This window comes from Micrococcus antarcticus (assembly GCF_044872765.1).
Taxonomy (GTDB): Bacteria; Actinomycetota; Actinomycetes; order Actinomycetales; family Micrococcaceae; genus Micrococcus.
Genome location: NZ_CP085253.1, coordinates 587,541 through 600,750, shown reverse-complemented (window position 1 = coordinate 600,750; position 13,210 = coordinate 587,541). Strand labels below are relative to the sequence as shown.

10 protein-coding genes and 1 pseudogene are annotated in these 13,210 nt (G+C 74.0%); 10 read left to right on the top strand and 1 reads right to left on the bottom strand.

The annotated features are described in order from the left end of the window. From carB to LG274_RS02835, 8 genes are all read left to right on the top strand, one after another. Positions 1-3,303: a carbamoyl-phosphate synthase large subunit gene (carB, locus tag LG274_RS02870; protein ID WP_248115597.1), complete on the top strand. Its 3,303-nt coding sequence runs from the start codon at positions 1-3 to the stop codon at positions 3,301-3,303. Between the two features lie 59 nt (positions 3,304-3,362). Beyond that, positions 3,363-4,187, top strand: coding sequence for an orotidine-5'-phosphate decarboxylase (gene pyrF, locus LG274_RS02865; RefSeq protein ID WP_404465988.1), 825 nt, complete (start codon positions 3,363-3,365; stop codon positions 4,185-4,187). Between the two features lie 136 nt (positions 4,188-4,323). Further along, positions 4,324-4,638 carry an integration host factor, actinobacterial type gene (gene mihF / locus LG274_RS02860; protein WP_404465299.1) on the top strand — a complete coding sequence of 105 codons (315 nt, stop codon included), beginning with the start codon at positions 4,324-4,326 and terminating at the stop codon, positions 4,636-4,638. Positions 4,639-4,734: 96 nt separating this feature from the next. Next, on the top strand, positions 4,735-5,352 hold the full coding sequence (gmk, locus tag LG274_RS02855; RefSeq protein WP_404465986.1) for a guanylate kinase: 618 nt from the start codon (positions 4,735-4,737) through the stop codon (positions 5,350-5,352). Positions 5,353-5,414: 62 nt separating this feature from the next. Then, positions 5,415-5,885 carry a DNA-directed RNA polymerase subunit omega gene (gene rpoZ, locus LG274_RS02850; protein ID WP_366370355.1) on the top strand — a complete coding sequence of 157 codons (471 nt, stop codon included), beginning with the start codon at positions 5,415-5,417 and terminating at the stop codon, positions 5,883-5,885. 7 nt (positions 5,886-5,892) lie between these two features. Beyond that, positions 5,893-7,179: a bifunctional phosphopantothenoylcysteine decarboxylase/phosphopantothenate synthase gene (locus LG274_RS02845; RefSeq protein ID WP_404465296.1), complete on the top strand. Its 1,287-nt coding sequence runs from the start codon at positions 5,893-5,895 to the stop codon at positions 7,177-7,179. Positions 7,180-7,286: 107 nt separating this feature from the next. Then, complete coding sequence (gene metK, locus LG274_RS02840; RefSeq protein ID WP_404465294.1) at positions 7,287-8,549, top strand: methionine adenosyltransferase; 1,263 nt, start codon at positions 7,287-7,289, stop codon at positions 8,547-8,549. A gap of 98 nt (positions 8,550-8,647) precedes the next feature. Further along, entirely contained in the window at positions 8,648-10,744 is a 2,097-nt protein-coding gene (locus tag LG274_RS02835) for a primosomal protein N' (RefSeq protein WP_404465292.1), read from the top strand. A 45-nt stretch (positions 10,745-10,789) separates the two neighbouring features. Here LG274_RS02835 and LG274_RS02830 read toward each other — a convergent pair whose 3' ends face one another. Continuing rightward, positions 10,790-11,845, bottom strand: coding sequence for an alpha/beta fold hydrolase (locus LG274_RS02830; RefSeq protein ID WP_404465290.1), 1,056 nt, complete (start codon positions 11,843-11,845; stop codon positions 10,790-10,792). A gap of 159 nt (positions 11,846-12,004) precedes the next feature. Here LG274_RS02830 and LG274_RS02825 point away from each other — a divergent pair. Both LG274_RS02825 and LG274_RS02820 read left to right on the top strand, forming a co-directional pair. Next, positions 12,005-12,457: pseudogene (locus LG274_RS02825) on the top strand (alkaline phosphatase PhoX); the annotation flags it as partial. A gap of 22 nt (positions 12,458-12,479) precedes the next feature. Then, complete coding sequence (locus LG274_RS02820) at positions 12,480-13,151, top strand: alkaline phosphatase PhoX (RefSeq protein ID WP_404465288.1); 672 nt, start codon at positions 12,480-12,482, stop codon at positions 13,149-13,151. Positions 13,152-13,210 lie beyond the last annotated feature (59 nt).

Genomic DNA, 13,210 nt, shown 5'->3' with positions numbered 1-13,210 from the left:
ATGCCCAAGCGCACCGACCTGAAGTCCGTCCTGGTCATCGGCTCCGGTCCCATCGTGATCGGCCAGGCAGCGGAGTTCGACTACTCCGGCACGCAGGCCATCCGCGTGCTCAAGGAGGAGGGGATCCGCGTGGTCCTCGTCAACTCCAACCCGGCCACGATCATGACCGACCCCGAGCTGGCCGACGCCACCTACGTCGAGCCCATCACGCCCGAGGTGGTCGCCAAGATCATCGAGAAGGAGCGTCCGGACGCCGTCCTGCCCACCCTGGGCGGGCAGACCGCGCTGAACACCGCGATCGCCCTCGACAGGGACGGCGTGCTGGAGCGGTACGGCGTGGAGCTCATCGGCGCCAACATCGCCGCGATCGAGCTCGGCGAGAACCGCGAGAAGTTCAAGGGCGTCGTGGAGCGCTCCGGCGGCGAGTCCGCGCGCTCGCACATCGTGCACACGATGGAGGAGGCCCTCGCCGCCGTCGAGGACCTGAAGTACCCCGTGGTGGTGCGCCCGTCCTTCACGATGGGCGGGCTCGGCTCCGGCATGGCCTACGACGAGGCCGACCTGCACCGCATCTGCGGGCAGGGCCTGCAGTACAGCCCGACCTCCGAGGTGCTCCTCGAGGAGTCGATCCTCGGCTGGAAGGAGTACGAGCTCGAGATGATGCGCGACCGCAACGACAACGTCGTGGTGGTCTGCTCGATCGAGAACGTCGACCCCGTGGGCGTGCACACCGGCGACTCGATCACCGTGGCCCCGGCCATGACGCTCACGGACCGCGAGTACCAGAAGCTGCGCGACATCTCCATCAACGTCATCCGCGAGGTCGGCGTGGACACGGGCGGCTGCAACATCCAGTTCGCCGTGAACCCGGAGGACGGCCGCGTCGTCGTCATCGAGATGAACCCCCGCGTGTCCCGCTCCTCGGCGCTGGCCTCGAAGGCCACCGGCTTCGCGATCGCCAAGATCGCCACGAAGCTGGCCCTGGGCTACACGATGGACGAGATCCCCAACGACATCACCCGCAAGACGCCCGCCTCCTTCGAGCCGGTGCTCGACTACGTGGTGGTGAAGGTCCCGCGCTTCGCGTTCGAGAAGTTCCCCGCCGCGGACCCCACGCTCACCACCACCATGAAGTCCGTGGGCGAGGCCATGGCCATCGGCCGCAACTTCACGGAGGCGCTCCAGAAGGCGCTGCGCTCCCTCGAGCAGAAGGGCTCCGAGCTCGCCTTCGACCGGGACGCGGATCCGAAGGCCCTCCTCGAGCGGGCCCGCACCGCCACCACGCAGCGCCTCGCCCAGACCCAGCAGGCCCTGTACGCCGGCGCCACGCTCGAGGAGGCCTTCGAGGCCACCGCGATCGACCCGTGGTTCCTGGACCAGTTCATGCTGGTCAACGAGGTCGCCGACGAGGTCCGCACCGCGGAGCAGCTCACGGAGGACCTGCTGCGCCGCGCGAAGCGGCACGGCTTCTCGGACGAGCAGATCGGCCGCCTGCGCCACATGGACCCCGACGTGGTCCGCGGCGTCCGCCACGCCCTCGGCGTCCGGCCCGTGTTCAAGACCGTGGACACGTGCGCCGCCGAGTTCGAGGCGTTCACGCCCTACCGCTACTCGTCCTACGACCTCGAGACCGAGGTGACCCCGCACGAGGGGAAGTCCGTGGTCATCCTCGGCTCGGGCCCCAACCGCATCGGCCAGGGCATCGAGTTCGACTACTCGTGCGTGCACGCCACCATGGCGCTGCGTGAGGCCGGGTACGAGACCGTCATGGTCAACTGCAACCCCGAGACCGTCTCCACGGACTACGACATCTCGGACCGCCTGTACTTCGAGCCGCTCACCCTCGAGGACGTCCTCGAGGTCATCGCGGCGGAGGAGGCCTCCGGCGGCGTGCTGGGCGTCTTCGTCCAGCTCGGCGGCCAGACCCCGCTCAAGCTCGCCCAGCAGCTCGCCGACGCCGGCGTGCCGGTCCTCGGCACCTCCCCGGCGGCGATCGACCTCGCCGAGCACCGCGGGGAGTTCGCCCGCGTGCTCGACGCGGCCGGGCTGATCTCCCCGAAGAACGGCACCGCGGTGTCCTTCGAGGACGCCAAGCGCGTGGCGGACGAGATCGGCTACCCCGTGCTGGTCCGCCCGTCCTACGTGCTCGGCGGCCGCGGCATGGAGATCGTCTACACGGAGGAGGCGCTGGCGCACTACGTGACGCACGCGACCGAGATCACCCCGGACAAGCCGATGCTCGTGGACCGCTTCCTCGAGGACGCGATCGAGATCGACGTCGACGCGCTGTTCGACGGCACGGAGCTCTACCTCGGCGGCGTCATGGAGCACATCGAGGAGGCCGGCATCCACTCCGGCGACTCGGCGTGCGTGCTCCCGCCCGTGACCCTCGGCCCGGACGTGGTGGAGCGCGTGCACCGCGCCACCCGGCTGATCGCCGAGGGCGTGGGCGTGCGCGGCCTCATCAACATCCAGTTCGCGCTGGCCTCGGACGTCCTCTACGTCATCGAGGCGAACCCCCGCGCGTCCCGCACGGTGCCGTTCGTGTCCAAGGCCACGGGCGTGCAGCTGGCCAAGGCCGCCGCGCTCATCGGCGTGGGCCGCTCGATCGCGGACCTCCAGGACGCGGGCGTCCTGCCCACGGCCTACGACGGCGGCTCGCTCCCCCTGGGCGCGTCCGTCGCGGTCAAGGAGGCCGTCCTTCCCTTCACCCGCTTCCGGACCAGGGAGGGGCGCGTCGTCGACTCGCTGCTCGGCCCGGAGATGCGCTCGACCGGCGAGGTCATGGGCATCGACAAGTACTTCGACACGGCCTTCGCCAAGTCCCAGGCCGCCGCGGGCGGCCCGCTGCCCACCCAGGGCCGCGTGTTCGTCTCGGTGGCCAACCGGGACAAGCGGGCCGTCGTCGGGCAGGCCAAGCGCCTCGTGGACCTGGGCTTCCAGGTCGTGTCCACGGGCGGCACCGCCGAGGTGCTGCGCCGCAACGGGATCCCCGCGGAGACCGTGGCGAAGATCGCGGAGGCCGGACGCGAGGACGGCGTGGGCACGGTGCTCGAGCAGCTGCACGCCGGCACCGTGGACCTGGTGCTCAACACGCCCTCGGGCGGCGACGCCCGCACGGACGGCTACGAGATCCGCGCGGCCGCGACCTCGCTGGGCGTGCCGGTGATCACGACCGTCGCCGAGTTCGCGGCGTGCCTGCAGGCCATCGAGGCGATGCGCACCTACGAGTGGAGCGTGACCTCCCTCCAGGAGCACGACGAGCGCCTCCAGCAGGCCGTGCGCGCCGGGGCGTCCGCGTGAGCGAGGAGTGCGCCGCACGGGCCTCGCGCACGCCGTTCGGGCGGCGCCTCGCCGACGCCATGGCGGCGGCCGGGCCGCTGTGCCTGGGCGTGGACCCGCATCCCGTCCTGCTGCGTGCGTGGGGGCTGCCGGACACGGCCGCGGGCCTGGAGTCCTTCTCCCTCACCGCCCTCGAGGCCGCCGCGGGCGGCGAGTGCCCGCGCGTCGCGGCCCTGAAGCCCCAGGTGGCCCTGTACGAGCGCCACGGATCGGCCGGCTTCGCGGCCCTCGAGCGGCTCCTCTCCGAGGCCCGGGCCGCGGGCGTGCTCACCATCGCGGACGCCAAGCGGGGGGACATCGGCTCCACGATGGCGGGCTACGCCGCCGCGTGGCTCGAGGACGCCTCCCCGCTGGCCGCCGACGCGGTGACCCTGAGCCCGTATCTGGGCTTCGGGACGCTGACCGCCGCCGCGGAGACCGCGCACGCCGCCGGACGCGGCGTGTTCGTGCTCGCGCTCACCTCGAACCCCGAGGGTCGCGACGTGCAGCATGTGGGCGCGGGGGAGGAGGGCGGCGCCGTCGCGCGACGGATCACGGAGGCCGCCGCCGAGCTCAACGCCCGGCTGGCCGCACCCGGCGAGTGGGGGCCCGTGGGGCTCGTCGTCGGGGCGACCGTCGCCGAGGAGGCCGCGCGACTGGGCATGCGGCTCGAGGACGTGGGCGGCCCGTTGCTGGCGCCCGGCTTCGGCGCCCAGGGCGCCACGGCCGCGGGCATGCGCGCGGGCTTCGGCCCGGCGTGGCCGCAGGTGCTGGCGACGTCCTCCCGCGGCATCCTCGCGGCGGGGCCGACCCTGGCGGGCCTGATCGCCTCCCTCGAGCAGAGTCGCGCTGACCTGGGTGGATGAGATGACCCCTGCACGCCAAGTGACCGACGCCACACGAAGTGGTATCTTCCCCTCTCAGATCGGTGATTCTCCGATCCGTTGAACCTCGAACGGTTCGGTGACGCCGCGCATCGCGCGACAGAGAAGGGGGCGGCCCATGGCACTGCGGGAACTCAGCACGGCCGAGCGGGCCGAGGCGCGCTCGAAGGCACTCGAGGCGCGGCAGGCGCGTGCCGCGCTGAAGGCCTCGTTCGCGGAGGGCGAGGTCACCCTCCATGATGTCTTCAAGCGCGCGGACGCCGATCCGGCGATCGCCCGGCTGCGCACCGTGGACCTGCTCCAGGCGCTCCCCGGCGTGGGGGAGGTCCGCGCCCAGACCGTCATGGAGGCGTGCGAGATCTCCGCGCCGCGGCGCCTCAGGGGACTGGGCCGGCGCCAGCGCGAGGCGCTGATCGCCTATATTGGCCGGTGACCCCCACCCCCGTCGCGGACCGGTGAGCGCCGTATCGCGGTGAGCCCGGCCGCCGTCCCAGGAGCGCGAGTGACCGAGCTGAACGACCAGGGCCCGGTGCCCGCCATCCCCGCCGCGCGGACCGCCGTCGTCGCCCCCGGCCCCGGCGTGACCGTGCTGGCCGGGCCCACCGCCGTGGGCAAGGGCACCGTCTCCGCCTACGTCCGGGACCACTTCCCGCAGGCCTGGCTCTCGGTCTCCGCCACCACCCGCCCGGCCCGGCCGGGCGAGCAGGAGGGGGTGCACTACTTCTTCACCTCGCCCGAGGAGTTCGACGAGCTGGTGGAGCGGGACCAGATGCTCGAGTGGGCCGTGGTGCACGGGCTCAACCGCTACGGCACGCGGCGGGACCGCGTCGAGGAGGCCGTGGCGGCCGGACGCCACGTGCTCCTCGAGATCGACCTCCAAGGTGCCCGCCAGGTGCGGCGGTCGATGCCGGACGCCACCTTCGTGTTCCTCGCCCCGCCGAGCTGGGACGAGCTGGTGTCCCGGCTCGTCGGGCGCGGCACCGAGGGGCCCGAGGAACAGCGGCGCCGTCTGGATACGGCTAGACTGGAGCTCGCCGCGGAACCCGAGTTCGACGCCGTCGTCGTGAACGACACCGTCGAGCGGGCCGCCGATGAACTGGTGAGACTCATGGGGCTGGACCCCGAGCGCCGTTCGCCCCAGGCCTAGAACCTGGCCGCCGCCCGGCGGGAACCGGGCCAGTCAAGACAGCGACAGACTCTGGAGAACTCGTGACCGAACAGTACGACGGCATCGTCAACCCGCCCATCGACTCCCTCCTGGAGCGGGTGGACTCGAAGTACGCCCTGGTGCTCTTCGCCGCCAAGCGCGCTCGCCAGATCAACGCCTACTACTCGCAGCTCCACGAGGGCCTCTTCGAGTACGTGGGCCCCCTTGTGGACACCTCCCTGAACGAGAAGTCCCTCTCCATCTCGCTGCGCGAGATCGAGTCGGACCTGCTGGTCTCCCGCGAGGAGCAGGAGCCCACCCCCGCGGCCGACCTCGCCGCCGAGGACTTCGGAGACTTCTCCCTCCCGGGCGACGACGACCCCTTCTCGCTCCTCGAGCACTCGGACGCCGGCCAGCCCGTGGGCGACCCCGCCGAGATCGCCGAGGCGGGCGAGGCCGTGCGCGCCGAGGAGGGCGAGCAGGCGGAGCCCGAGGCCGGCGCGCCGGCCGACGAGGACGCGCAGGAGTCCTGATCCCGCCATGGAGATCGTGCTGGGGGTCGGCGGCGGCATCGCCGCGTACAAGTCCGCCCTCCTGCTGCGTCTCATGACGGAGGCGGGCCACGGCGTCACCGTGGTCCCCACGCCGAGCGCACTGAAGTTCGTGGGCGCCCCCACGTGGGAGGCCCTCTCGGGGCGACCCGTGCGGACAGACACGTTCGAGGCCGTGGACGTGGTCAACCACGTCCGGGTGGGCCGTTCGGCCGACCTGGTGGTGGTGGCCCCGGCCACGGCCGACCTGCTCGCGCGCACCGCGGCCGGGCTCGCGCCGGACCTGCTGGGGAATGTGCTGCTCACGGCCACCTGCCCTGTGGTGCTGGCCCCGGCCATGCACACGGAGATGTGGCACCACCCCGCCACGCGGGCCAACACGGCCCTGCTGCGCGAGCGCGGCGTGACCGTGGTGGAGCCGGCGTCCGGCCGGCTCACCGGCCGGGACTCCGGCCCCGGCCGCCTGCCCGAGCCCGAGGACATCTGGGCCGCCGCCCAGGCCGCGGCCATCGCCGCGCCCGCCAGGGACCGTGAGGCGGCCGTGACCGCCCCGTCGGCGTCCGCCGCGTCGGGCGAGTCAGTCCCGCACGGCCCCCTGGCCGGGCGCACCGTCGTGATCACGGCCGGCGGCACCCGCGAGCCGCTCGATCCCGTGCGCTATCTCGGGAACCGCTCCTCCGGCAAGCAGGGCGTGGCCCTCGCCGAGGCCGCCCTGGCCGCAGGGGCGTGCGTGCGCTTCATCGGCGCCGCCATGTCCGTCGCGCCGCCTGCGGGCGCCGACGTCACCCGGGTCGAGTCCACGCAGGAGCTGCTCGACGCCGTCCTGTCCCAGGCCGCGGACACCGACGTGCTCATCATGGCCGCCGCCGTCGCGGACTTCCGGCCGGCGCAGGTGGCCGAGGCCAAGATCAAGAAGACGGACGACGGCGGCGCTCCGACCATCGTCCTGGAGCGCACCCCGGACGTGCTCGCCACGGCCGTCCGCACGCGCGCCGCAGGGGAGTCCATGGCCCCCGTGATCGTGGGCTTCGCCGCGGAGACCGGGGACGCCACGTCGTCCGTGCTCGACTACGGCCGCGCGAAGCTGGCCCGCAAGGGCTGCGAGATGCTCGTGGTCAACGAGGTCGGGACGGACAAGGTGTTCGGCCAGGACCTCACGGAGGTCACGGTGCTCTTCGCGGACGGGCGCGCGCCGCTGCACCGCGCGGGGACCAAGGCGGAGGCGGCCGGAGTCGTCATCGAGGCCGTGGCAGCCGAGGTGGCCGCGGGCCCCTGACCCGCTCCCTCGACGTCGGCCGTGACGCGGCGACGGCCGCGGCCCGCGCGCCGCGCGGCGGTGGACGACGCCGTGCCCCGCCCGCCCGCTGTTCTAGAGTGGGACGCATGACCGACGCCGCCCAGAAGAGCCCCTCCCGACCCACCGAGCCGTACCGCGGGGTGAGCGGCGGTGAGCTCCGCCTCTTCACCTCCGAGTCCGTCACGGCCGGGCACCCGGACAAGATCTGCGACCAGATCTCGGACGCCATCCTGGACGCCATCCTCGCCGCGGACCCGTCCGCGAAGGTGGCCGTCGAGACGCTCACCACCACGGGGCTCGTCCAGGTGGCCGGCGAGGTCAACACGTCCGCGTACGTGGAGATCCCGAAGCTCGTGCGCGAGACCATCCTGGACATCGGCTACGACTCCTCGGCCAACGGCTTCGACGGCGCCCAGTGCGGCGTCAGCATCTCCATCGGCCAGCAGTCCTCGGACATCTTCGCCGGGGTCTCCCGCTCGCTCGAGGCGCGCGAGTACGGCTCCGCGGACGTCGACGACGAGCAGGGCGCGGGAGACCAGGGCATCATGTTCGGCTACGCCACGGACGAGACCCCCACGCTCATGCCGATGCCCATCCACCTCGCGCACCGCCTCTCCGAGCGGCTGACGAAGGTGCGCCAGCAGGAGCATTCGCCCATGCCGTACCTGCTGCCCGACGGGAAGACGCAGGTCACCGTGGGGTACGACGCGCAGCACGTGCCCCGCACGGTCGAGACCGTGGTGGTCTCCACCCAGCACCACGACGTCGTCTCCCAGGAGCAGCTGCGCCGCGACGTCGAGGAGCACGTGATCCGTCCGATCATCGACCTCTCCGGCCTCGACGCCTCGGACACGCGCGTCATCGTGAACCCCGGCGGCAAGTTCGTCATCGGCGGGCCCGTGGGCGACGCCGGCCTGACCGGCCGCAAGATCATCGTCGACACCTACGGCGGCATGGCCCGCCACGGCGGCGGGGCCTTCTCGGGCAAGGACCCGTCGAAGGTGGACCGCTCCGCGGCCTACGCGCTGCGCTGGGTGGCCAAGAACGTGGTGGCCGCAGGGCTCGCGAAGCGCGCCGAGTTCCAGGTGGCCTATGCCATCGGCTCCGCCCGTCCCGTGGGGCTCTACGTGGAGACCTTCGGCACGGGCGCCGTCTCCCAGGAGACGATCATCGACGCCGTGAACGCGGTCTTCGACCTGCGACCCTCGGCCATCGTGAAGCAGCTCAACCTGCTGCGCCCCATCTACCGTCGCACGGCGGCGCACGGCCACTTCGGCCGCGAAGAGGCGGACTTCACGTGGGAGCGCACGGACCGGGTGGAAGAGCTGCGCCGCGCCGCCGGCGTCTGAGCGGGGTGTGAGCCATCACGGACGCGCTGTTCGCCCTTCCCGCCTCTGAGGCGCGGCCCCGCCTGCCCGAGAGCGCGGAGGGCTGGCCGGAGGACCCGGTGGCCCGCGTCCTGCTGGACACGCCCGTCCCGCACCTGGACCGAGAGTTCGACTACCTCGTCCCGGCCGAGCTCGACGCGCGGGCCGTGCCCGGCTCCCGGGTCGGCGTGCGCTTCGGCGGCCGGGAGATGACCGGCTGGCTCGTCTCCCGGGAGGCCGAGCCGGTCACGGGGGCCCAACTGACGGCGCTCACCTCCGTGCTCACGGCGGTCCCGCCGTTGACAGAGGAGGTCCTCGCGGTGGCGCGGGCCGTGGCCGCCCGGCAGGCGGGCATCGTCACGGACGTGCTGCGCGCGGCGGTGCCCCCGCGGGTCGTGCAGGTCGAGAAGGAGATCCTCGCGGGACGCACGGCGGAGCCGACGGCGGACCACCCGGTCGCCCGGGTCGAGACCCCTGACGACGACGCCCCGGGCGGTGACGGCGCCCCGGCGGCGGCCGAGCCCACCGTCTGGGAGTCGCTCCAGGGCGGCGCCGCCTTCGTCGCCGCCGCGTGCGCGGGGGACGGGGTCCGGGCCGCCGCCGCCGTCCCGAGCCGCGTGGGGGAGTGGGACGAGGCCGAGGCCCTCGCCGCGCTGGCCCGCACCGTGGCGGCCTCCGGCGGGAGCGTCCTGCTGCTGGTGCCCGACCACCGCGACCTCGACCGGCTGTGTGCCGCCCTCGACCGCGCCGTGGGCGGGGAGGCCTACGCCCGCATCGGCTCCGAGGACGGGAACACCCCGCGGTACCGTGCGCACCTGCACTCCCTCGAGGGCACCGTGCGGATCGTCGCGGGCACACGCGCCGCCGCCTGGGCGCCGCTGAAGGATCTCCGACTGGTGGTGATGTGGGACGACGGCGACGACGCCTACGCCGAGCCGCGCAGCCCCTACTTCCACGTGCGTGAGGTCGTGCTCGAGCGCGCCCGGGCCTCAGGCTGCGCGCTCCTCTTCGCCGGCCCCTCCCGCTCTGTGCCGGTCCAGCGCCTCGTGGAGGCCGGCTGGCTGCTGCACCTCGGCCCCGGCCGCGAGCTCCAGCGGGCGATCGGCCCGCGCGTGGTCGCCACCGCGGACGCGTGGGAGAGGGCGCGCGACCCGTTCGCCCGGCGCGCCCGCCTTCCGCACGCCGCGTGGGCCGCCGCGCGCGAGGCCCTGACCGGTGCCCGTCCCGGGCCGGTGCTCGTCCAGGTGGCCCGCGCCGGGTTCATCCCCGCGCTCGTCTGCGAGCGGTGCCGCACCCCCGCCCGGTGCCGGGAGTGCTCCGGCCCGCTCGCGTTCCGCGACCGGCACGCCGCCGAACGCGGTGAGCTCGCGTGCCGCTGGTGCGGCACCCGCGAGCGGGCGTTCCGCTGCACCGAGTGCGGGGGCACGCACGTCCGCGCCGGCGCGCGCGGTGTGGACCGGACCGCCGACGAGCTCGGCCGCTCCTTCCCCGGAGTCCCCGTCCACGCCTCCTCCGGCCAGCACCGCCTCGGCTCCGTGGCGGACGCGCCGGCCGTCGTCGTGGCCACCGTGGGTGCCGAGCCCACCGCTCCCGGCGGCTACGCGGCGGCGCTGCTCCTCGACGGCGACGCCCAGCTCCAGCGCGAGGGGCTCGACGTGCCCTCTCGGGTGCTCGCCCGCTGGCTGGCAGCGGCGTGCCTGGTCCGCCCGGCGTCCGAAGGGGGCACCGTGGTGGTGACCGCCGAGCACGACGGGGTCGTCGGCGCCCTCGTGCGGCGCGATCCCGCGGGCTTCGCGAGCCACCAGGTCGCGGAGCGTCGGGAGCTGCGCCTGCCGCCCGCCGGGCGGCTCGCCGAGGTGACGGGGGACGCCGCCGCCGTGAAGGAGTACCTGGGCCTGGTCGAGGCCGCGCGACGCGAGAGGCGGCGGGTGGGGCCCGACGCCGAGCCCTCCCTCGACCTCGAGCCGGGCGCCCGTCCCGGCGACGCGGCCCCGCTGCCGTGGATCGGCCCTGTGCCGGACCCTGTGGACGAGACCCAGCACCGCGCGCTGCTCCTCTTCCCCTACGCCGCCGCGGACGAGACGGTCGCGGTGCTGCGCACGGCCCGCTCCGCGGCGAGCGCGCGCCGCGAGCAGAAGGCCGTGCGCGTGCGGCTGGACCCGCCGGGGGTGCTCTAGCCGGGCGGCCCCGCACGGCCTCCGTCCAGGACCCGCCACGGCCGGTCACCTCGGGTGCGCGGCCTCCCGGATGAGCCTCGCGCACGCGAGCGGCCGCTCGTAGTGCAGCAGGTGGCCCACGCCGGGCAGCACCTGCAGGTCGGCCGTCCCTCCCGCCGCGGCGATCGCGGCGGCGAGGCGCTCCTGTGCGGCCACGGATCCCAGCGGATCCTCGGCACCCGCCACGAGGACCACGGGCAGCGCGAGCCCCGCGGCGGCGTCGAGGGCCGTGGATGTCGTGGAGGCCCGGTAGGACTCGGCGAGCATGCGCCGCGAGGCGAAGAGGGAGAAGTACCGGCGGTGCTGATCATGGGTGTAGGCCAGGACGCGCCTGTCCGTGGTTCGACTCATGACGACGGTGGTGGCCCACACCACGGGCGCCGCGCCCAGCAGGGCGCGCCCGGCGCGCTCGGGCAGACGCGCCGCGACCTCGTAGTACCCCTGCGCGACGGTGGCCGCCGCCGCCGCCGTCCACGACCCCGACGCGTCCAGGGCGGGCTCGGCGATCGGGTTGAGCAGCACGAGCCGGTGCCACGCAGAGGGGTCCCGGGCCACGAGGTGGGACGCGACGATCGACCCGTACGAGTGGGCGACGAGCAGGGGAGGCTCCGCGAGCGCCAGCGCGTGGACGACGGCGGCCACCGCATCCGCGTGGTGCGCCACCGAGTGCTCGGCCGCGGGGAAGGCCTCGGACGCGCCGAAGCCGGGCAGATCGATCGAGGAGATCGCGAACTCGGGCAGCGCGTCGGCGATGAGCGCGAGCCCGTGGTGGTCACCGCGGAATCCGTGCACGAAGACCAGGCGGGGGGCGGCATCGGGATCGACGCCCCTGGACCCGTCCGCCGGGCCCACCGGTGCGTACTCCCACACCGCCACGTCGACGCCGGACCCGGCCACGGGGTCGGGGACGGTCACCTCGCGCCGTCGGGGGATCCGCGCGGGGCATCCGGTCAGCGAGCCAGGCCCGTCGTCCGGGCGCGGGATCCGGACCCGGTCCCAGAGTCTCACCCGGTGCCCGGGCGGCACGGGGGCGCCGCTGCCGGCGTCGTCGTTCGGCTTCACGCCCCCAGCCTAGTGAGCACGCTCCGCAGGGGGGCGCCCGCACGTCTTCACCGGTGCGTGTGGCGGGGTTCGGCACGTGGACGCGGGATCGCCACCTCGCTGACCTGCACTGATCCCGTCGCCGCCGGCGCCCAGCTGTCCGCCCTCTCCGAGGACGGCATGGTCGCGATGCCCCGCGGCTTCAAGGCCCACCGCATCGGCACCATCGGCGTCGAGCCCCTGCTGTCCGACCGCGGCGGCCGCGTCGTCGGGGTCACTCCCTCCAACCTGGACGGCATGGGCGCCTTCGACCGCGCCGGCGTGACCCGCCTCGTGCGCAACCACGAGTGCCGCGCGAACGCCAAGGTCCCGGTGCCACTGGTCCCCGGCACCGTCTACGACGCGGGCTGCCCCACCGGCATGGGCGGCAACACCGTCGTCGAGGTCTCCCGCTCGGGCGAGCTCGCCCAGCAGCGGGTCGGCCTCTCCGGCACCATCCGCAACTGCGCCGGCGGCACCACCCCGTGGGGCTCCTGGCTGGCCTGTGAGGAGACCACCGAGCGCGCCGGGCAGACCGTCACCAGCTCCGTGGACGGCCAGGCCCACACCCTGCAGAAGGACCACGGCTACGTCTTCGAGGTGTTCCCCCGAGCCGGTGGCCCAGCGGATCCCGCTGCCCATCAAAGCCTGGGGCCGCGCCGTGTGGGAGGGCGCCGAGATCGGCGCCGACCTCTCGAGCGCCTACCTCACCGAGGACACCAAGGGCGGCCTGTTCTACCGCTGGACCGCACCGCAGGGCGTCACCCTGCGTCCGGGCATCGCCACCCAGCTGGGCGAGGGCGGCGCCGACCGCCAGGCGCAGACCACCGACCTGCGCCAGCAGTTCCCGGGCGCGACCACCCACCGCAAGATCGAGGGCGTCTGGAGCGACGACGCCGGCGAGGGCCTGTGGTTCACCCACTCCACCGTCAAGGACAGCGAGCACCCCGAGGCCGTCGCCAACCAGGGCATGATCATGGACTACTCCTTCGCGGAGCAGACCATGACCCTCAAGGAGTCCTGGGCCGTGGGCAGTGACTTCGACGCCCCGGACAACATCACCGTCTCCCCGTGGGGCGGCGTCGTGATCGCCGAGGACGGCTCGGACCCGAACCACCTCGCCGCGTTCACCGAGCGTGCCGGCTCCTCGGCCCTGGCCAAGGACATCGCCGAGCGCGGCGAGTGGGCCGGTCCCTGCTTCGGCGGCGGTCGCGCCCTGTTCGCGAACATCCAGAGCGACTGCACCCACATGATCACCGGCCCGATGGCCAAGCAGCTCCACCGCTGACCGGCCCGCGCGACGGCGCCCCCCGCCTCGATGAGGCGGGGGCGCCGCCCGTTAGGGGC

Coding starts and splice junctions, on each gene's coding strand:
- carB (WP_248115597.1), top strand. CDS start 1: ATGCCCAAGCGCACCGACCTGAAGTCCGTCCTGGTCATCGGCTCCGGT.
- pyrF (WP_404465988.1), top strand. CDS start 3,363: ATGGCGGCGGCCGGGCCGCTGTGCCTGGGCGTGGACCCGCATCCCGTC.
- mihF (WP_404465299.1), top strand. CDS start 4,324: ATGGCACTGCGGGAACTCAGCACGGCCGAGCGGGCCGAGGCGCGCTCG.
- LG274_RS02845 (WP_404465296.1), top strand. CDS start 5,893: ATGGAGATCGTGCTGGGGGTCGGCGGCGGCATCGCCGCGTACAAGTCC.
- metK (WP_404465294.1), top strand. CDS start 7,287: ATGACCGACGCCGCCCAGAAGAGCCCCTCCCGACCCACCGAGCCGTAC.